The organism is uncultured Dysosmobacter sp. (assembly GCF_947631165.1).
In the GTDB taxonomy this organism is placed as follows: domain Bacteria; phylum Bacillota; class Clostridia; order Oscillospirales; family Oscillospiraceae; genus Oscillibacter.
This window is the reverse complement of the sequence record NZ_CANRKH010000024.1, coordinates 24519-41735: the sequence shown is the minus strand read 5'-3', so window position 1 is coordinate 41735 and position 17217 is coordinate 24519. Positions and strand designations below refer to the sequence as shown.

Genomic DNA, 17217 nt, shown 5'->3' with positions numbered 1-17217 from the left:
GCCATCATTTCAGCGTTTAGCTGTTATTCAGGCGGTGTTCTTGAGAAAATGACGCATAGCGAATATCCGTGGCAAAATGCGAGAGCGGGACTGCTGCCGGATGACCGGGGCTTTACAGAAATTGACCGCATGGATATCCATACCTACTTCACTAAAATCGTTGAAACGTATCATATTATCAATCCCTGTGATATTAAGAATTACAGTACATCCATGTATGCAAAGGTCATTTAGATAGTAAATTTGTTGTTGACCATTCCATACGCATTCACTCTATTTTTTGTTACAAAACATTAAAACTACCCCCGTCTCTATTGAGGCGGGGGTAGTTTCTGTGCCTGAAAAAGTCGCATTCTTTAGCAGCGCGCAGCTGATATGGCTTTTTCAGGCATATTAACACTTGCTCACTATCTTTCCGTACATCTGCTTTTTCACATCGTCATACCGTTGTATGATCAGCATTACATGGTCGCCTACAACAAAGTCGGAATCCTCATGCTGGTAGGAGTAATTGCACATGCACACGGTATCATCCGGCAGGTTGCAGAACACGCCTCCGCCATATTTGCCGGCGATCATTGCCAGCCGTTACGCATCTACGGGATGATAAGACCTTGTATTTGTGCATTTTAGTGGATTCGATCATCTGCTTGATATCTGTCTTAAACAGCAACGAGCCGTGGTGAACAATGCAATCTTCCAGTCGATACTGAGCATTTCCGGAAAACTTTTTTCCGTTAATAGTCAGATCATTTCAGCCATTAAATTCTGCCCGGATGCCTAATTCTTTCAGAACCCCAATCACTGGGACAATATACTGCTGGAATTCGATTTGCGTTGTCTCTCAGTGCTGAATAAAAGAGAATTGCCAACCGCCCAGGTCTGTGTAAATGGTTCCGCCGTCACTCATACGGCGGACAATGCGGATACCATGTTTGTCGGCATACCTCGCAGTTGAGAGTAAGGCTTTTGTTCTTTGCCCTTTTGAACCTGTTGGTAATACCAGTATAGATAGTTCCTTGATATAATCAGGGCATCCGCTGTTCTGACTTTATTTTTGGGATGAAATTCTATGGGGGCAAACATTTTTATCCAAATTTTTCCCACTGCACACAATGACCAGAAAACCATCCGCATTGTAGATGAGGACATTACTTACTTTATCAATATTTATAGGAAATCTATAATCAGAACCAAAAGCATCTGCTAATCTGAAAGAATTGCAAATTAGCAAATGCTTTTGGTTTATCGTTCAATTGTACTCGCAGAGGATACCACGGCTGTGTCAGGATTAATTAAAATAATAGGAACTCCCTTGCTCTCTGCATAATGAACTGTTTGACCGGTTCCGCTGCGGATAGAGCGTTCATTGTCATACACGGCCAGCAGGCAATCGGCGTGATCTACCATATAGTAATTGCGACGCTTGTAGCAGACGGCTGGAAGTTCTGCCGCTGTTCCTACTGTTACAGTCAAAGTGCTGTGGTTGATCAGAAACTTCAAGCGATTTCTGCTGCGATCATCCCACGCTGTATCGTGTCCTTCAAAGGGCAGAGCTACTACCAGTTCAATATCGCCGTATTTTGACTGTTCTTTCATACGAAGCAAAATTTCCCCTGCCCACATATCTACCCCCAAGGCCCCTCCAACATAGAATCTGCGGACTCCATAATCATATAAGAGAGCAAACTGTTCTTGCATTCTCCTTTTCAGGCGCTTGCAGCCATTATTATTCTCCTTATATTTCCACTTGAACCTAGTGGGTCGATGTCCAGTAATGGCACAGGATAAGCATTTCTTCATGGTTCATACCTCACAAAACACGACAAAATTATATTCAGATTATATATTGACGCTTATAAGGCGTCAATAATGCTTTTGCCATTATTTTAACTCTTACTGCCTTCGGATAAACTAATTCTGTAAGGCGGTGATCATGTTGGAGTGGGACTTTGACTTCTCCGAGTGGATGGAGAATCTATCCTATGCGATTGGATATTATCGAAAGAAAAAGGGATACTCACAGGAGCAGTTGGCAGAAATCCTCGGGATCAGCAGGCAGCACCTTGCGTCAGTGGAAGCACCTGGTATGAGCCATGGGATATCACTGGACCTTCTTTTTCGTATTGCCACCGTCCTGGAATTGGAACCATACCAACTTTTAAAATTCAGGCTTGAGAAATAAAAATCACCGGGGATACCATGGGCCTATGCCCACGGTATCCCCGGCTTTTTGCGTTACGATGATCTACGCTGCTTTTTGAAATCGAATGTTTCGAGACCTGGCTTGGAGCTCTTGTGCGAGGAACTTCAGGGTAGCGAATTCATCATCCAGCCCGTCCAGCTCCCGGCGGAGCACCTTTTCATAGTGACGCTTCTTCTCCTCCAGGCCCTGGATCTTCAACACCCAGCGTTCCATGACAGCCGGACTCTGGCAGCCGGATTGGATGAAGTAGTCCGCCCGCTCCTGATACTCGGCGATCTCTTTCTTCACCGCCGCGTAAAATTCCTCCGTCATCTTGCCCCGCTGTTTTTCATCATCAATGATGTAAAAGCTGTTGACCATCAGCGGCGTCCCGCTGCGGTTGAGGCCGCTCAAGGTACGGATTGCCTCCATGTCCATGGCCTCTACGATCTCTCTGACGCCCAGCGTTTGGATTGCGTCTCGCAGGCCGCCCAAAGCGTTGACGCCGCCGATACTGACAAGCAGGGCGTCGTTGCTCAGGAAACTGGCCACATCCCCTTTAAGCGGCCCCTCGGTCAGAAAGGCACGCCTGCTAGCCGTATTTCCGGTAATATGGACCCACGAATAGCTGCGGGTCCCGTTTGGCATTCCCCGGCTGGAGAGCCAGCGGTATTTCCGCTCCGGAGCGTTTTCACTGTCCAAGCGAATCTTCAGCCCCTGGATCATTTCGTCCTTGTTCCGGACGGGGATCAGGACTCCGTTGGGGCCACTCACGGTCCATTCACCATAGCTGGTGCGGAATCCGGGCAGTCCGCCCGGAGCAGGGCGGCGAGAAGCCGCCGCCCCCGTTCCGTCTCCGGCATACTGCGATACTGGTTGCGGGCGATGCGTTCTTCGGACAGGCCTCGTTCCATAAGGTTGTCCTGGTGCTTTGGCAGCAGCGTCAGATGCTCCAGCATATCTGTATACATCTGATGCCGCAGTTCCAAGGCAATGGGCTGCCACTCCTGCTTTTGTGGAACCGGCTGCTGGGGCATCAGGTAGACCTTGCCCTCTCGCAGCAATTCCTGATATGCCCTCTTATTGCTGATACCGAACTGGCATACAGCGACATGCTGTTTCCATGAGCGCTGCAGAGGTTGCAGCGGTATTGGTCGGTATCCGTGTTCAGGCTCAAATGAAATTTCCCCGGACCGTGGTCGCCGCAGAAGGGACAGCTCGCCTCGACTTCCGTTTGCCGGAGCGTTCGGGAGTCGAGGACAAGCCCACACCGTCTGGCCGCGTCCACAATGGGGATTTTGTTATAAATCTTTGCGGCCAGAGGGGATCATCCCCTGCTCAGGCAGCCTGCCGCATGGCTCCCACAATGGGGCCGGCAGGCCGTACCTGCAATTCCGCTCCTTTGACGCACTTTGCCATAATGAGCTGCCCGGTGGGCCGCACATTGGCCAGATCGTCAATAGACTCCATGTTATCCACAAACACAGGGTAATTGCGGCCGGTGAGCCGCTTCATCAGCTCGGATACTTCCATCCCGGCGCAGATCTTTTCCGAGAGGGAGAGCCGGTCATACCGGCGGCCCCCATAGGTGAATTTGAAAGTATCCCTGCACTCGCCGGTGGTCTTTACCACATCGTAAAGGGAAATCTCCACCTTGTTCATCTTCAGCTGGGAGAAGGTCCGTTCCTATCCTGTGGGATTTGAAGAAACCTACCGCATGTATCCTATGGACTTTGAGGAATACCTCTGGGCCAATGGCGTTCAGCCCTCGACAATCTCATATCTAAAAGATTGCTGCGAACATTTGAAGCCTGCGTCCCCATCGGTCCACGACACCATGCTCAAACTGTTTTGCAGCTATATTGTCGTAGGCGGTATGCCGGATGTGGTGCAGACCTATGCTGATACCCATGATATCGGCAAAGTGATTGCCTGACAGGATGACATTTTGGAACTGTACCGTTTGGATATCGCCCAATATGCCGCAGGCAGCGACAAGCCGAAAATTCAGGCCATTTTTGACAGTATTCCCGCCCAGCTCAACAACAAAAACCGCAGGTTCATTCTCCATGATCTGGATGCGAATGGCCGCCAGCTGCGATACTCCAACAGCTTTGCATGGCTCTTCAATGCGGGAGTTGCGCTGCCTGCTACAATGTATCCTCGCCGGAGGCCCCACTTCAGCTCAATGAAAAACACAGTCTGTTCAAGCTGTTCATGGGGGATGCAGGCCTTTTGTGTGCAGCTTGCCTGGAAAATATCCAGTTTGGGATCTTGCAGGGAGATTTGGAAATCAACATGGGCAGCATCCTGGAGAACGTGATCGCACAGCAACTTAAAAGCAACGGCCTCCAGCTGCACTACTTTGACGCCAAGAAATACGGCGAACTTGATTTCGTTGTGCAAAATGGCCTTCGCATCGAATTGGTGGAAGTCAAGTCCGGAAACGACTGCAAAAAGCACTCAGCACTGAATAAAATCCGCAGGGTGGAAGCGTGGAATATCCAGAGATCCTATGTGTTCTGCAAGGGCAATACCGAGCTGGAGAATGGCGTGATCTACTTGCCTTGATATCAGATTATGTTCTTGAAGCCAGACGAAGCGCCAAAGGACCTGATCTATAAAGTTGATTTGAGCCAGCTGCCCTGAGCCAGCGGCTACCGCTTCGCCGCCACGAACCAGCGGCCCTTCTCAAACCACAGATAGGACTCTTTTCCCTGGATGCGGCAGGTATAACGGTCACCTACGCCGCCCACGCTCTGACAGGCGGCCCGGCGCACATCCAGAATCTTATCTACTGGGTACTTGTGTTCCTCATCGAACTCAATGAGAACGGGCCGCATTTTCCCTGCGGTGTCGAAGCGTACCACTACCGGCACATATTGTTTTTTCCGCTCTTCCATCCTCATGATCCTCCAAAATAGCCTACTGGATGGACGGTGTGGCCGTCCTTGGGATTGATCCGCCCCAACTGCGGATCAGTGAGCATCAGCGCCCGCTGGACGCTCATGTAGCCATGCCGCTGCCGCAGCGTGTCCACCGCCCGGTCGATCTGCTCCCATTTGTTCCGCTTAACATCGCTTTCGTAAAGGGACAGCTGCACGCCGCTGTCCGCCTCCACCAGCCCCGCACTCCGGACGCCGATGCTGCGGACGGGAAGCCCCCAATGATAGTGTGCCCGGAACAGCTCAAAGGCGGTCTGGGCGATCTCCGTGCTGGAGCAGGTGGGGACCTGGAGCTTTCGCTGCCGGGTAAAGGTGTGAAGCACCGTGTCCCGGACAGACACCTCCACCACCGTACACCGTGACGCCAGCTCCCGCATCCGGGCGGCCACGCTCTCCGCCAGCAGGAGCAGCATCAGCTTAACATCATCGTCGCAAATCAAGTCTCTGGGTGTGGTGGCGCTGTTGCCCACGGACTTCACATTGGGGATATGGTCTGATTTCTGCACGGGGGAAATGTCCCTGCCATTGGCGAACATGTGCAGGACGGCTCCCATTTTCCCCAGACAGCGGGTCAACACCTCTACTGGGCACTCCGCCAGCCGTCCGATGGTGCTGATCCCGATGGCGCGCAGCTTTTTCGAGGTGGCCGGTCCCACATACAAAAGGTCTTCCACTGGCAGCGGGTAAACGAGTTCCTGATAGTTGTCCTTCCCGATTTGGGTTATGGCGTCCGGTTTCCTGTAGTCGCTGCCCAGCTTGGCTGTGATCTTGTTGTCGGCCACGCCGATACTCAGCGTGATGCCCAGCTCAAACTTGACCCGCCGGCTGATCTCCCTGGCAATCGCCATGGGTGAGCCATACAGCCCCACGCTGCCCGTCACGTCCAGCCAGTTTTCATCCAGGCCGAAAGGCTCGATCTGATCCGTGTAGTCCTCGTAAATCTCCCGGGCCAGTTTGCTGATGCGGATATACTCACCCATATCCGGCGGCAGCACCACTAGATCCGGGCAATACTGCTTCGCCTGCCAGATGGCCATGCCGGTTTTCACGCCGCGGGGCTTTGCGATATAGTTGGCGGTCAGCACGATCCCGTGCCGCTCCTCCTGGCTCCCGCAGACAGCCAGCGGCTTGTTTCTCAATTCCGGGCGCCGTTGGGCCTCCACAGAGGCGTAAAAGGCGTTGAAGTCACAGTGCAAGATATGGCGTTCCATCGTCACACCTCCTCACCCGCATACTAGAACATATGTTCTCATCAGTCAAGTGGAAATTTATTCCTGGGGGCTATCCGCCTCGTTTCTTTTTGTCAAATATGCTATACTATATTTGATCACTATAGGAACGCCATCACAAGGAGGGTGACTAAGATGTGCGGCCGCTACCAGTTCATCGCAGACCAGTGCGCCGAAATTCTGCAAATCGTACACGAAGTGGAGCGTCGGTGCGGTGCCAATGCTTGGAAACCGGGGGAGATCCGGCCCACCGCTCTGGCTCCTGTACTTCTTTCCTCTGATGGGAAAATATACCCGGAGCTGCAAAGCTGGGGCTACCAGACGCCCGGCTCCCTGGTCATCAACGCCAGAGCGGAGACCGCGGCGGAAAAGCCCATGTTCCGCGGCAGCGTAGTATCCCGCCGCTGTGTTGTCCCCACCACCGGCTTCTATGAATGGGACCGGGACAAGCGGAAGTTCCTTTTTACCCTGCCGGGCCAGGACGCACTCTATATGGCGGGGCTGTATGACCTGCGGGGCGGCAAGCCCTGTTACTGCGTTCTGACCACAGCGGCCAATGAATCCATGGAGGCAGTCCACCATCGGATGCCGCTGGTGCTTCGCAGGGAGCAGATCACCTCTTGGTTGAACGATCCCCTGGCCGCCGCTGATATACTCCACCTTCAGCCGCCGCAGCTTGATAAGGCCGCTGCTGACGCACAGCTTCGGCTGTGGTAAAAGGCACAGGCATCAGCTTGCTTGAAAAACTTTGCAAAACATCGACTATGTTTATAGCACTTAGCAGGAGGATTTTCTATGGGCCTATGCATTTATACCGGCGCAGACGACAGCAAAGCTGAATTCAGTGAAGCTGAACATATTTTTCCGAAATGTATCAGAGGAACCAATACACTTCCTCCCGGTTCTGTATCAGACCATGCTGAAATCGCACGTGCCTATGGGCGATCAAAATTTTGGGAAAGATGATGCAATAAAATTCGCTTCCCGCACATTCCTTAATTGACAGGAGTTCGTGGAGATGCTGACAGCTGCAATCGAAACAATAAAACATAGCGGACCGGAGCAGGAAATGTTGGAACAGTTACTGGAACGAGTGGCCTTGGGCGATACGGAAGCCCTTGGGGCGCTGTATGGGAAAACCCGGGGAGCGGTATACGGTTTGGCGCTCTCCATTTTGAAAAGCGCCCACGATGCCCAGGATGTCACCCAGGATACCTTTGTAAAGGTCTGGGAAGCCGCAGGGAGCTACAGAAGCCAGGGCTCCCCCATGGCTTGGATCCTGACCATTGCCCGGAACTTGGCCAGGACGCGGCTTAGACAGTCCGTTCGTTTCAAGGAGCTCACCGAGGCGGAGTGGGAAGCGATCCCCGCCGGAGCTTCCGCCGTTACGGCCGAGGATCGAGCTGTGCTCCAGGAGGCTTTGGCCATATTGGGGGATGCGGAACGGCAGATCGTACTGCTGCACGCGTCCTCTGGGCTGAAGCACCGGGAGATCGCCGCCCTGCTGGAGATGCCTCTTCCCACCGTCCTGTCAAAATATCACCGCGCGCTGAAAAAGATGAGAATTCAGTTGGAAGGAGAGAAAAGCCAATGACGGATCGGGACCTGGAACAGAAGCTGCAGGATGCGCTGGAACACACCGCGCCCGATGATTTTGGAGATGTTCTCTCCCGCCGCGGGACGGAAAAGAGGAATGTGATCCATATGACAAACATGACAGCCAATACCTGCGAGAAGAAAAAGAGATCCTGGCCGCGCGGACTGATTGCGGCCTGCCTGACCCTGGCGCTGTTGGGCGCGGGAACCGGAGGCGGCATGTGGTACCGGGCCAACTGGTCCGTGGCCAGCATCATCTCTCTGGACGTGAATCCAAGCATCGAACTACAGGTGAATCAGAATGAAAAGGTCCTCTCCTGCACCGCCCGCAATGAGGACGCCGCCACTGTTCTCTCGGATATGGACGGCGGACAGGATCTGGAGGGCACCAAGCTGGATGTGGCGGTAAATGCCATCGTGGGCGCTCTGGTGCGGCATGGATATCTGGACAGTCTCTCCTCGGCCATCCTGATCTCAGTGGAGGACAACAATACCAGCCGGGCGGCCCAGCTTCAGCAGCAAATCACTGCCACTGTGGACGGTATCCTGCAAACCTCCTCCAGCCAGGCGGCGGTGTACAGCCAGAATATGGCTATGAACGCCGGTTTGGACGCTCAGGCCCGGGCCAACAATATCTCCAGCGGAAAGGCGGCCCTGGTCAATCAGGTCATTGCCCTAAACCGTTCTCTGAAATTTGAGGAGTTGGCAAAGCTCTCGGTCGAGGAATTACGGGACCTCATGGAGATCGGCGCGCCGGGAATGCCTATCGGCAGAGAAGCTGCCGTATCAAATGCCAGAAACTACGCCGGGACGCTGACGCAAAACGCCGATGTGCTCAAAGAGGTGGATTCAGATCTGGACGATGCTCTGCCCCATTATGAGGTGGAGCTGATCATCAGCGGCAGGGAGTACGATTATAAAGTGGATGCGTTTACCGGCGAGGTGCTCAGCGGCACAGCCGATGTGCTGGAGACGCTTTCCCCCACGCCTTCCGGCAGCTTGCCCGTGCCGCCCCAGCCTGTTGTCACTGACATCGGACAGGACGCGGCCAAGGCGGCGGCCCTGGCCCATGCCGGTGCGGCGGAGAACAATGTCACCTGGCTGAAAGTACAGAAGGATTGGGATGATGGCCGGACAGAGTATGAGTTGGAGTTTATTTACGGCAGCACAGAGTATGAGTACACCATTGACGCGGCAAATGGCACGATTCTAAAATATGAAACAGAGAAGCTCCGGCAGCCCGATCCTTCCAGCGGCGGCACCACTGATATCGGACAGGATGCGGCCAAGGCGGCGGCCCTGGCCCATGCCGGGATCGCAGAGAGCCAGATAACCCATTTGGAGGTGGAGCAGGACTGGGACGACGGACGTCTGGAGTATGAGGTGGAATTCAAATCCGGCGGCTATGAATATGAGTATACTATCGACGCCGCAACTGGCGCGGTGCTGGAGCACGAAAAGGATTGGGATGATTGAGAGGCGCCGCTGCGGCAGCAGACGCAAACGGTCCCCGGAAGCCTGGTAAATACCATCTGAACAGGCTTGGCTAAATTGATCAAGCAAAAATCGGCTATATCCACTGTAATTGTGGATGTGGCCGGTTTTTGCTAGCTGCTCTCATGTGAAATGGCCTAAAAATGCGCCTGATAATTTATAGAGAAACATTAAAGCTACCCCCACCTCAACATCCTCCGGGTCTTTTTCTTGTTTCTCCGGCAGAAGAGCCAGCTGGAAACCGTTGTTTGTGCAATGGCATTCAACTTGGAAGCACCGGAAAACCATGCGAGGTTAGAGTTAAAGCCATATGGATACCCGCAGGCCAGTACGGTCTCACATTCATATTGGAAGTTGTGCTTTCTGAAGCCTTGATCAGCGCAGACCTGCGCCGCCTCCATCAGCGCCTCGTTGACGGCCAGCTCGTCCACGCCATTCTCACGGCGCACTTGATTGATCCGCTGGATCATCTCCTGGCGGACAGCCTCCAGATCACCAACTGCAGCCCCCAACTCCGAAGCGGCTTCCACGGGCGGTTCCCCGGCGTAGTCCGCGGTGCTGTCGACCCGGACGCCGTCCTGCCAGTACACATTGAAGCCCACTTCCTTGCCGATATCCCAAAGCTTGACGAAATTATTGCCGTTGATGTTGTAGGCCTTCATCTGTACCTGCCGGCCGTCCACATAGATGGGCTGCCAGGTGGGCGAGGCCGCGACCCCCGCGGCAGCGGCGCCGCCTAATAAAGCTGCGCCGAGAGCCATGCCTGTGCAGAAGGTCAATGCTGTTTTCACCCCACGTTTCTTCAAAGCTTTCTTCATGGAATTACGCCCCCTTTCGGTATAGTGTGGTCATCACACTTGCGGTCATCTGACGGCTGATTTCATCATAGGTACATTGCTCAAATTCATAAATGCCCAGCCGCTCAACTTGTTCTGCTGTTTCCACAGGAAGGTCAACGGCGATATCCATTCGGATTTTAACACTGTCATCCTTTTTCCTGTGGTCAAATTGCTGTATTATACCGAGCCCTTCCTTCTGTTAAAATATGATCTTATGATCTCCGGAGTATCTTGGGCATAATACAGGATCAATCCACTGCCAAAGGATTATTTGATTTCCACACGGCGCTAAAATATCTGGACATTGTAAAATACTGCAAACCGTTGCTGCCAATGGATTCAACCGCATTTCCCGACCGCCTGGACGCAGATCCGTTTATCCGGCTGATTGGCGAGGCATGTTGTTAATGTGATGCGGTTGTCCAATGTCGCCTGAAGATAGCTCCAGTCAGAGCTGGAAATTGTTTTGACCCTTGCAACCGCATAGGTCCGTGTGCCATAAACGATGGTATATGTAATGGTATCGCCCTTATCAAGATTCTTGATGGAACCGATCACATATTTCGCACCCCGGTTATGGCCGCAGATTCCCACATTTCCATCCCAGGCAGATGTCGAACTGTAATGCCCCAGGCCCTTGGACATGCTTGTATTGGTCTCCCCTTCCCAGACCTTCATATTGATACCCAAAGATGGAATCTTCACGGTACCGATACTGCCGTCCTTGCGCTCCATATCTTCGACGCTGGTATGCGCAGGCTTGGAAACCGGCAAGGATGGCGTTTGCAGTTCTGGTGCTGATATATAGAATCCACCCTCACTGGTGATACCGTACCCCGCACCGCCGGTGGATGAAACCGCGCTCTGTTGCAGCCCCGGCAGCACGGCTTTTTCCATGATTCCTGCCTGTGTCTTAGAAAAAGAGCCGTAGATGAGTTCCGGGATCTGATAATCCACCACGTTGGGACCGCCATAGCGATATTGGGATCCGTAGACCCTTCGTAGGCGGTAGAGGGATAATAATCCGTCAATTCATCTGTTTCAAATGAGTAGCATAACGCATGGGCGCTGACTGGCAGCATGGTAATTGCCGCAGCCGTCAGGGCCAAGGAAAGCAGTCCTTTTATGTTTCTCATTCTTCTTGTTCCTCCTCTTCGTCGTAATGACCCGCCGACTGCTCCTGTTCCGTTTGAAGCTGTTCGAGCTGTCTCCGGGAGCGCATCAGGAAAACCGCAAGGATCACAATCACTGCCAGGCCTGCCGCAGCCAGTACGTAAGGCAGGACCGCTGAAATGATCCCGCCGGATCGAAACGCTGCGCCCCACTTTTCGCCGTCGGCTTCTTCGCCCAGGCAGGTCAGCGTGTAAGTAACGCTCTCCACATCGTCCCGGGTAATCTCACCCATATACTCCGCTGTGGTAATGTAACCGGTAGCCGCACTGTAATAGGACTTTCCTGTATAAGTGACCACAGCCTGATAAGAGGATGGTGCCAGAGTCTCACCCACCAGATCGGTACCAATGACCTGCCAATCCACATGTGCAAGGTCCAGTGTGATGCCTTTTTTGACGGTGGTGGCAGGAACATAGGACATATCGTTGCGGTCCACCGGTCCAATGACCTTGGTTTCTGATAGTGTGGAGCTTCTGCTGGCATATCCGGCGGCCTCCGTGTGGATGCTGGTGTGATCCAGCGCCAGAGTCCCCTTGAAGGTTCCATCGTCATATGACATGGTGGGAGACAGTTTTTCCAGAATATCTGATAAATCATTTTTCGCCGTCTCCACTGTGACCGTCTCTGTCTGCCGCTTGATCTCCTTTGCATGGTTTTCTTCTTTCACGATATCCGCGAAGGTATACAGATAACCTTCCAGTTCAAACGGCTTTTCGACCAGTTCCTGCGGATCTGTTTCTGGAGAAACGGTGTAGGTCTTAACGACCTGCTGACTTCCGTTCAGGTTCTGGACAACTGTTCTGGTAGGAACCTCCAAAGAGAAGGCGTTGACAGAGAGGAGCAGAGCCAGCGCCGGACAGAGGATCAGTCTCTTTATCTTCATTTTGATTTCACCCCTTTCCAACCAATGCGCTCGACGGAGACCGCCGATGCAGCGGCAGCAAGTTCCAATACCATCTTCATTTCGATTCCTCCCTGATTTTGAATTCTACTTCTGCTGCGCCATGCGTGGAATCCAACGAATCGCGCAGGCAAATACGGGGTTGAAAAAGGTGGGCTGCAACAATATACTCACGCTGTTTGACACGACATATACTAAAGTTTTCGCCCGGTTTGAAAACGATGACAGGATTCAGTCCTATTCAGATATTGCTACGTATCTTACCGAAGTCGATGAAGCGGTTCTTGAAAAACCTATGACAGTTTTGCTGAAAATCTGGGGCCGCTCCTGTGTGGAAGAGCTTACACGTTTTACTGTGAGAACTTGAGAAAAACAGTGTAGCGTCAACTGACGGCTTGAATAGCTGAACCATTTACGGCGCAAAAGCGCACAGCCAAAAGCCTTTTATCGCACAGCGCCAGCTCAGAAATTCCCTGTTTAGCACGAATCTCCACCTGTGGCGAGACTTCTCAGCCGAACAGGGAATTTCTGAGCCGGCGGCTGCGATCTGCTTCGCTGGATCCGCAGTCGGATAGGACGGAGGATGCGAGGAAAAGATTTATCTCGTCTTGCTATAAAAGGAAGAGGCAGGCATAGCCTGTCTCTTCCTTTTGGTCCTTGTTCTCTTTTGCGCCTGATAAAACAAACCACTTCAACGAGTCCCTCTACTAATCCAGAAGGCCCGGAGGATATCATCCTCCGGGCCCTTCTGCTCATTCCTCTGGCGGCAGAGCCAGTTGGAAGCTCTCCCAGGTGTGTCCCGCCGACTCGATATCCGCCCATGTATACGCAGCCTTCTCGCACTCCGCCCAAGTCAGGTATCGGAAGAAAAATTCTACCTCCAGATGGCACGGCAGGATATCCAAGATGATCTTTTCGATCTGCCCGAACTCCTCCGGAACTCCCGCCACCTCTGGGAAGATCACCCGCAGCATGCCATTGCCCAGCTCCAGCGCGCGAGCCTTGATGCCGCAGCCCCGGATGGTCCGGTCAATAGCCTTTGGTGTCAGGCTGTCTCCATCGATCTGCAAAAGGGCCGCGATAGCCGCCCGCCGCTCCGTCGCCGTGACGGCCGCCGGGCGGCGGGCAAACAGCGCCTCCCTGCGGTCCAGGCCCTCATGCTCCGCTGTGGCAGTGAGCGCCTCCCGCTCCGTCAGTTCCAGCTGTTGGCTGACCTGGTCCAGTCCCGCGCCCAGGGCGTGAAGTTCCGCACCGCTGATGGAGCCTGCGCTCAGATCATAGACGCCCAGCGGTGCCAGCAGGTCCCGCAGATATCCTTCGTACATCTCACGCCTCCATCTCCGTCACCTGCAGCCGTCCCAATACCGGCAGCACCGTGTCGCTCGCCGCCAGGTCCGCCGCGGGAGAGAAAAAACGGTAATTCTCCACGCCCTCCAGCGCGTATATGCGGCTGCCCAGCTCCGCCAGCCGCACCGGCTTGCCCAACAGCCGTCCGCTGAAGAAATTGGTGAGGGTCCCCTCTGCCAGCGCCAGGACCCGACCGGCGTCGGCGCCGGGCTTCACCGCCACCGCTACCTCCACATCCACTGCCTGCACGCCGGGAGCTTTCACCTCCACATCCACAGCGATCTCCCGCTTCTCCTGCAGCTCCGCTTGAAGTCCCGTCAGCGTTTCCGCCGCCGGCAGGCCGTTTTCAGCCGCAATGTAAACGTCCACGGTGCCGATACCTCGGGCCCGGCCCACCGCCCGGGCCGCCGCCACACCGGGATATTCCATGGCCGTCTGCTCATACCAGGCGGCGTTTGCTCCGTTGGGCAGCCGCTGATAGCTCTCCAGGATGCGCTTGCGAAAGGCCGCGTCATCCTCTGCGTCCCGCCCTCCGGAAAAGGCCCCAGGATTGACGCAGCCGGTCACCGCCACAGGACAGCCTGTCAGGATCGTCACTGTTCCCGGCACCACATTGCCGCCGCTGCCCGCCTCCACTGCCTCCGCTGGAGCTTCAGCAAACAGGCTGCCAGTGGCCAGCACCACGCTCTCAGTGGTCTGGAACCGGGTCTCCTCCGCTGTCATGCACACCGTCCCAGCCGGAATAGTCTGGTCCATCGCCGGCGCCGTCTCCACAGTGAAGCGCAGCGTTCCCACCGCCTTAGCCGCCGGGGTCCTGGTCAGGCCCCGCATGGTTCCATGGTAATCCAGATAAACGCCCTGGGCCGTCTGCGGAAAGCTTTGGTCCAGGACCCAGTCTGCCTGGATGCCCAACGCCTGGATCTCCGCCGCCGCTGCCCAAAGCCGTACCGCCAGGTCGCAGCCCGTTTCCGGCAGAAAGCCGGCCCGCTCCGCAAAGGCCCCCAGCATGGTCTGATAGATCTCCTCGATACTTCTCAACCGTTGTCCCCCTCACATTGAAAGCTCCAGCGTCACGGCCATCGGTTTTTCCTCATAGATGAGCGATGCCGTCAGCACCGCGCTGCCGGCAGATTCCGCCAGCTCCACCTGTTCCACCGTCAGTCCCGTCTCCTCCGCCAGCGCTTCCGCCACATACTGCTTGGCCGCCGCCTGCCGCTCCGCTGGGACGACCTGTCCCAGCTGCCACAAGCGGCTGCCCAGAGTCTCCCAAAAGGGAAAGCTCCCCCGCCGGGCGGTGAGGCGAAACAGGACCCGCCGCAGCAAAGCCTCCCGGCCGCCGGCGCTCTGCAGGCCGCCCACACCGTCAGGCACATAATCCCCATTCCGCAGCTCCAGTTCCATCAAACGCCTCCTCCGCAGTCGCAAGGCTCATAATACAGCCCATTCACGATCAGCGCACCCTGGATATCCACCGTCCCCCGAAGCTGGATGGTCCCGTCCCGTTTCAAATAGACGCTGTTCTCTCCCGGGCCGTACAGAAAGACCTCCCCCGGCTCCATGCCCCGGGGGATCTCCCGCTGCTTCATACCGCTGACGCACTGCTCCTCGCCGCCGGGACCGCCTTTGATGACCAGCACCGCCGCGCCGTTTTCCGGCAGCCACACATAGCCGCCGGGACCATATACCGGCAGCGCCCGCACCTCGCCCCGGGTCACCACGCCCACGCTGTCCCCGGCAATGGTGGTCACGCCCAGATCCGCGTCCGCCGTAGGAACAGCGGGCTTCATCTGCTTGGATACCCACATGCTATACACTCTCCTTCAACGTCAGCGTGGCCGTGGCGCCTCCCCGCTGAGAAAACACGCTCTCCTCCTCCGCGACCCGGAACATGCCCCGCAGCCCCATGCGGCGCAGCTCCAGAGATACCCGGTCGCCTGGAAAAGCCGGAAAGCTTCCCGGCAGAGTCAACGTCACTATCTTTTCATCCTCTCTGGACCTTTGGATCTGATATTCCCCGGTATACCGCATCGCCGCCCATGTGCTCTGTCCCGGCGTGTAGATCACCCGGCGGCACTGGCCGCCCTTGGCGATCATATCCCTGTTTTTCACCGAGTAGGACACGTTTCGGGTCTTGTCGATGACCAACGCCTCCGTCAGCACGCCATAATGGTCCTCCCGCAGCGTACAGGCCAGCACCGGATCTTCGTCCCCGATGGTCAGATAGGTGCCGGACGCCCGCTCCGGCGCCGCGATCAGCTTTCCGGTGCGGGAGAACCGGGGCGAAAAGCCGCCATAGGTCCGGCAGAAGCCGTCCAGCACCTTCCACTGGCTGATGCCGGCGGCGGCAGTGAACACGTTCCCTGCACGCACGTCAGCCACCTCCTGGCAGGCGATGCCGTAAGGCGTCACATGGCACCTTATGATCTCCGCCAGGGTCGCGTCCTGATAGGTGACGGGCCGGGTCTCGTTGTCCAGCAGCCGGGCGGCATATCCCCGTCCGCTGATGGTCGCTGTCAGGCCCTCCGTCCCCAGCTCCACCGTGTACTCGTCCACGGTCCCCCGCAGCACGGTCTCTCCCTCCCAAATGGCGGCAAAGCCTGCCGCCCGCTCCAGCACTGGCCTCATGTCCGGCTGGTACAGAACGGTCATGGCATAGCTGTCGCAGGGCACCGTTCCCGTGTGGATGACTTGCCACTCCACCGGCTCCGGCAGGTCAAAGACCTGATGCTCGCTGGTATAGATCCGTCCCGTCATGGAATATTCACCCTGTTGCCCGGATAGATCAGATTCGGGTTCTTGATCTGCGGATTCGCTGCGATCAGCGCCGTTAACGTCACGCCATACCGTTTGGCGACGCCCCACAGGGTATCTCCCTTCTTCACCGTATAGACCTCCATCTCTTTCGCGCTCTCCGTCCGGTCCCCGGTCTGGCTTCCCCGTCCGTCGTCGCTCTCCGTCAATCCTCCCGCGTAGCCGTCCCAATCCTCCCAGAACTCAAAGCTGTAGCGCACATAGTCCGGCGCCGGCTCCTCCGTCACCTGCAAAGAGACGAAATAGACCCGCTCCGCCTGCCACACCGGATGGATCAATACCCCCGGTCCCGTCTCCCGAAACACCGCTGCCAGCCGCCGGAACTCCTCATAGGCGTCTTTGCCCACAAATTCGCCCTCGCCCCGCAGGACCCGGTAGGTCCCGCCCAGATCCTGCAGCACACACCGGCCAAAAGGCACCTGATGGGCCGCCATCCGCCGCCGGTACTCCACCGTATACACCTCCGGGTTGTGGGGCCAGGTGTACTCCTTAAATCGCATAGGCGCCAGCTGCACGCCCACGCCCCCTTTCTCACTGGTTTCATCGTCGGCACAGTTGAAAAGAATCCTCTGGATTCTTTTCCCTGCAACGCTGCTGTGCAGCGCTGCATGCTGCATATGCGGTCCTCTGTGCCTGACTTCATAGGAAACGCATCCGCGCCTTGCGCGCCGGCGGACCATTGGTCCGCCGGTTGAAA

General features: G+C 55.5%; 24 protein-coding genes and 1 pseudogene. 9 read left to right on the top strand and 16 right to left on the bottom strand.

What is annotated here, in order from left to right:
• Positions 1-234 (top strand): annotated as a pseudogene (locus Q0Z69_RS11775) (hypothetical protein); the annotation flags it as partial.
• Between the two features lie 159 nt (positions 235-393).
• Here Q0Z69_RS11775 and Q0Z69_RS11770 read toward each other — a convergent pair.
• Positions 394-579, bottom strand: coding sequence for a hypothetical protein (locus Q0Z69_RS11770; RefSeq protein ID WP_298033701.1), 186 nt, complete (start codon positions 577-579; stop codon positions 394-396).
• 666 nt (positions 580-1245) lie between these two features.
• Positions 1246-1803, bottom strand: a complete 558-nt coding sequence (locus tag Q0Z69_RS11765; protein WP_298033698.1) for an SLOG family protein — start codon at positions 1801-1803, stop codon at positions 1246-1248.
• A 133-nt stretch (positions 1804-1936) separates the two neighbouring features.
• Between Q0Z69_RS11765 and Q0Z69_RS11760 the strand changes: the two genes are divergently transcribed.
• Positions 1937-2185 carry a helix-turn-helix domain-containing protein gene (locus Q0Z69_RS11760; RefSeq protein ID WP_298033696.1) on the top strand — a complete coding sequence of 83 codons (249 nt, stop codon included), beginning with the start codon at positions 1937-1939 and terminating at the stop codon, positions 2183-2185.
• A gap of 63 nt (positions 2186-2248) precedes the next feature.
• On the opposite strand, the gene Q0Z69_RS11755 is transcribed toward Q0Z69_RS11760, so the two are convergent.
• From Q0Z69_RS11755 to Q0Z69_RS11745, 3 genes are all read right to left on the bottom strand, one after another.
• Positions 2249-2959: a DUF6744 family protein gene (locus Q0Z69_RS11755; RefSeq protein ID WP_298033693.1), complete on the bottom strand. Its 711-nt coding sequence runs from the start codon at positions 2957-2959 to the stop codon at positions 2249-2251.
• Complete coding sequence (locus tag Q0Z69_RS11750; RefSeq protein WP_298033690.1) at positions 2956-3249, bottom strand: hypothetical protein; 294 nt, start codon at positions 3247-3249, stop codon at positions 2956-2958. The genes Q0Z69_RS11755 and Q0Z69_RS11750 overlap by 4 nt, the downstream gene beginning before the upstream one ends.
• A 274-nt stretch (positions 3250-3523) precedes the next feature.
• Complete coding sequence (locus tag Q0Z69_RS11745; RefSeq protein WP_298033687.1) at positions 3524-3838, bottom strand: hypothetical protein; 315 nt, start codon at positions 3836-3838, stop codon at positions 3524-3526.
• Position 3839: 1 nt separating this feature from the next.
• Here Q0Z69_RS11745 and Q0Z69_RS11740 point away from each other — a divergent pair, with 1 nt between their 5' ends.
• Together Q0Z69_RS11740 and Q0Z69_RS11735 are read left to right on the top strand one after the other, a co-directional pair.
• Positions 3840-4121 carry a hypothetical protein gene (locus Q0Z69_RS11740; protein WP_298033685.1) on the top strand — a complete coding sequence of 94 codons (282 nt, stop codon included), beginning with the start codon at positions 3840-3842 and terminating at the stop codon, positions 4119-4121.
• Positions 4122-4303: 182 nt separating this feature from the next.
• On the top strand, positions 4304-4756 hold the full coding sequence (locus Q0Z69_RS11735; protein WP_298033682.1) for a DUF4143 domain-containing protein: 453 nt from the start codon (positions 4304-4306) through the stop codon (positions 4754-4756).
• A gap of 86 nt (positions 4757-4842) precedes the next feature.
• Here Q0Z69_RS11735 and Q0Z69_RS11730 read toward each other — a convergent pair whose 3' ends face one another.
• Together Q0Z69_RS11730 and dinB are read right to left on the bottom strand one after the other, a co-directional pair.
• A complete protein-coding gene (locus Q0Z69_RS11730; protein ID WP_298033680.1) occupies positions 4843-5088 on the bottom strand; it encodes a hypothetical protein in 246 nt (81 codons plus the stop codon).
• Between the two features lie 2 nt (positions 5089-5090).
• Positions 5091-6341: a DNA polymerase IV gene (gene dinB, locus Q0Z69_RS11725; RefSeq protein ID WP_298033679.1), complete on the bottom strand. Its 1251-nt coding sequence runs from the start codon at positions 6339-6341 to the stop codon at positions 5091-5093.
• A gap of 153 nt (positions 6342-6494) precedes the next feature.
• Between dinB and Q0Z69_RS11720 the strand changes: the two genes are divergently transcribed.
• From Q0Z69_RS11720 to Q0Z69_RS11705, 4 genes are all read left to right on the top strand, one after another.
• Positions 6495-7076, top strand: a complete 582-nt coding sequence (locus Q0Z69_RS11720; RefSeq protein ID WP_298033703.1) for an SOS response-associated peptidase — start codon at positions 6495-6497, stop codon at positions 7074-7076.
• Between the two features lie 78 nt (positions 7077-7154).
• On the top strand, positions 7155-7325 hold the full coding sequence (locus tag Q0Z69_RS11715) for a hypothetical protein (protein ID WP_298033677.1): 171 nt from the start codon (positions 7155-7157) through the stop codon (positions 7323-7325).
• 103 nt (positions 7326-7428) lie between these two features.
• On the top strand, positions 7429-7953 hold the full coding sequence (locus tag Q0Z69_RS11710; RefSeq protein ID WP_298033674.1) for an RNA polymerase sigma factor: 525 nt from the start codon (positions 7429-7431) through the stop codon (positions 7951-7953).
• On the top strand, positions 7950-9431 hold the full coding sequence (locus tag Q0Z69_RS11705) for a PepSY domain-containing protein (protein ID WP_298033671.1): 1482 nt from the start codon (positions 7950-7952) through the stop codon (positions 9429-9431). The genes Q0Z69_RS11710 and Q0Z69_RS11705 overlap by 4 nt, the downstream gene beginning before the upstream one ends.
• A gap of 194 nt (positions 9432-9625) precedes the next feature.
• Here the strand turns inward: Q0Z69_RS11705 and Q0Z69_RS11700 are convergent, their stop codons facing one another.
• The 3 genes from Q0Z69_RS11700 to Q0Z69_RS11690 form a co-directional block, all read right to left on the bottom strand.
• Positions 9626-10267, bottom strand: coding sequence for a CAP domain-containing protein (locus tag Q0Z69_RS11700; RefSeq protein WP_298033668.1), 642 nt, complete (start codon positions 10265-10267; stop codon positions 9626-9628).
• 360 nt (positions 10268-10627) lie between these two features.
• Positions 10628-11245, bottom strand: a complete 618-nt coding sequence (locus Q0Z69_RS11695) for a class D sortase (RefSeq protein WP_298033667.1) — start codon at positions 11243-11245, stop codon at positions 10628-10630.
• 175 nt (positions 11246-11420) lie between these two features.
• Positions 11421-12344 (bottom strand): hypothetical protein, encoded by a 924-nt coding sequence (locus tag Q0Z69_RS11690; RefSeq protein ID WP_298033665.1) that lies wholly within the window; start codon positions 12342-12344, stop codon positions 11421-11423.
• Between the two features lie 46 nt (positions 12345-12390).
• Here Q0Z69_RS11690 and Q0Z69_RS11685 point away from each other — a divergent pair, with 46 nt between their 5' ends.
• Positions 12391-12729, top strand: a complete 339-nt coding sequence (locus Q0Z69_RS11685; protein WP_298033663.1) for a hypothetical protein — start codon at positions 12391-12393, stop codon at positions 12727-12729.
• 385 nt (positions 12730-13114) lie between these two features.
• On the opposite strand, the gene Q0Z69_RS11680 is transcribed toward Q0Z69_RS11685, so the two are convergent.
• The 6 genes from Q0Z69_RS11680 to safA are packed head-to-tail and all read right to left on the bottom strand — an operon-like array spanning position 13115 to position 17137.
• Entirely contained in the window at positions 13115-13687 is a 573-nt protein-coding gene (locus tag Q0Z69_RS11680; protein WP_298033660.1) for a hypothetical protein, read from the bottom strand.
• 1 nt (position 13688) lies between these two features.
• Positions 13689-14747: a baseplate J/gp47 family protein gene (locus tag Q0Z69_RS11675; RefSeq protein WP_298033658.1), complete on the bottom strand. Its 1059-nt coding sequence runs from the start codon at positions 14745-14747 to the stop codon at positions 13689-13691.
• 12 nt (positions 14748-14759) lie between these two features.
• Positions 14760-15110, bottom strand: coding sequence for a hypothetical protein (locus Q0Z69_RS11670; RefSeq protein WP_298033656.1), 351 nt, complete (start codon positions 15108-15110; stop codon positions 14760-14762).
• On the bottom strand, positions 15110-15514 hold the full coding sequence (locus tag Q0Z69_RS11665) for a hypothetical protein (protein ID WP_298033654.1): 405 nt from the start codon (positions 15512-15514) through the stop codon (positions 15110-15112). The genes Q0Z69_RS11670 and Q0Z69_RS11665 overlap by 1 nt, the downstream gene beginning before the upstream one ends.
• A 1-nt stretch (position 15515) precedes the next feature.
• A complete protein-coding gene (locus Q0Z69_RS11660) occupies positions 15516-16463 on the bottom strand; it encodes a hypothetical protein (protein WP_298033651.1) in 948 nt (315 codons plus the stop codon).
• Positions 16460-17137 carry a SafA/ExsA family spore coat assembly protein gene (safA, locus tag Q0Z69_RS11655; protein ID WP_298033648.1) on the bottom strand — a complete coding sequence of 226 codons (678 nt, stop codon included), beginning with the start codon at positions 17135-17137 and terminating at the stop codon, positions 16460-16462. The genes Q0Z69_RS11660 and safA overlap by 4 nt, the downstream gene beginning before the upstream one ends.
• Positions 17138-17217 lie beyond the last annotated feature (80 nt).

What these genes read in the sequence shown, in the direction of transcription:
- Q0Z69_RS11685 (WP_298033663.1), top strand. Translation starts at nt 12,391, where the DNA reads ATGCAGCGGCAGCAAGTTCCAATACCATCTTCATTTCGATTCCTCCCT.
- Q0Z69_RS11660 (WP_298033651.1), bottom strand. Translation starts at nt 16,463, where the DNA reads ATGACGGGACGGATCTATACCAGCGAGCATCAGGTCTTTGACCTGCCG.
- Q0Z69_RS11665 (WP_298033654.1), bottom strand. Translation starts at nt 15,514, where the DNA reads ATGTGGGTATCCAAGCAGATGAAGCCCGCTGTTCCTACGGCGGACGCG.
- Q0Z69_RS11700 (WP_298033668.1), bottom strand. Translation starts at nt 10,267, where the DNA reads ATGAAGAAAGCTTTGAAGAAACGTGGGGTGAAAACAGCATTGACCTTC.
- Q0Z69_RS11735 (WP_298033682.1), top strand. Translation starts at nt 4,304, where the DNA reads ATGGCTCTTCAATGCGGGAGTTGCGCTGCCTGCTACAATGTATCCTCG.
- Q0Z69_RS11720 (WP_298033703.1), top strand. Translation starts at nt 6,495, where the DNA reads ATGTGCGGCCGCTACCAGTTCATCGCAGACCAGTGCGCCGAAATTCTG.
- Q0Z69_RS11690 (WP_298033665.1), bottom strand. Translation starts at nt 12,344, where the DNA reads ATGAAGATAAAGAGACTGATCCTCTGTCCGGCGCTGGCTCTGCTCCTC.
- Q0Z69_RS11710 (WP_298033674.1), top strand. Translation starts at nt 7,429, where the DNA reads ATGTTGGAACAGTTACTGGAACGAGTGGCCTTGGGCGATACGGAAGCC.
- Q0Z69_RS11680 (WP_298033660.1), bottom strand. Translation starts at nt 13,687, where the DNA reads ATGTACGAAGGATATCTGCGGGACCTGCTGGCACCGCTGGGCGTCTAT.
- Q0Z69_RS11670 (WP_298033656.1), bottom strand. Translation starts at nt 15,110, where the DNA reads ATGGAACTGGAGCTGCGGAATGGGGATTATGTGCCTGACGGTGTGGGC.
- Q0Z69_RS11705 (WP_298033671.1), top strand. Translation starts at nt 7,950, where the DNA reads ATGACGGATCGGGACCTGGAACAGAAGCTGCAGGATGCGCTGGAACAC.
- dinB (WP_298033679.1), bottom strand. Translation starts at nt 6,341, where the DNA reads ATGGAACGCCATATCTTGCACTGTGACTTCAACGCCTTTTACGCCTCT.
- safA (WP_298033648.1), bottom strand. Translation starts at nt 17,137, where the DNA reads ATGCAGCATGCAGCGCTGCACAGCAGCGTTGCAGGGAAAAGAATCCAG.
- Q0Z69_RS11760 (WP_298033696.1), top strand. Translation starts at nt 1,937, where the DNA reads ATGTTGGAGTGGGACTTTGACTTCTCCGAGTGGATGGAGAATCTATCC.
- Q0Z69_RS11715 (WP_298033677.1), top strand. Translation starts at nt 7,155, where the DNA reads ATGGGCCTATGCATTTATACCGGCGCAGACGACAGCAAAGCTGAATTC.
- Q0Z69_RS11730 (WP_298033680.1), bottom strand. Translation starts at nt 5,088, where the DNA reads ATGGAAGAGCGGAAAAAACAATATGTGCCGGTAGTGGTACGCTTCGAC.
- Q0Z69_RS11765 (WP_298033698.1), bottom strand. Translation starts at nt 1,803, where the DNA reads ATGAAGAAATGCTTATCCTGTGCCATTACTGGACATCGACCCACTAGG.
- Q0Z69_RS11770 (WP_298033701.1), bottom strand. Translation starts at nt 579, where the DNA reads ATGATCGCCGGCAAATATGGCGGAGGCGTGTTCTGCAACCTGCCGGAT.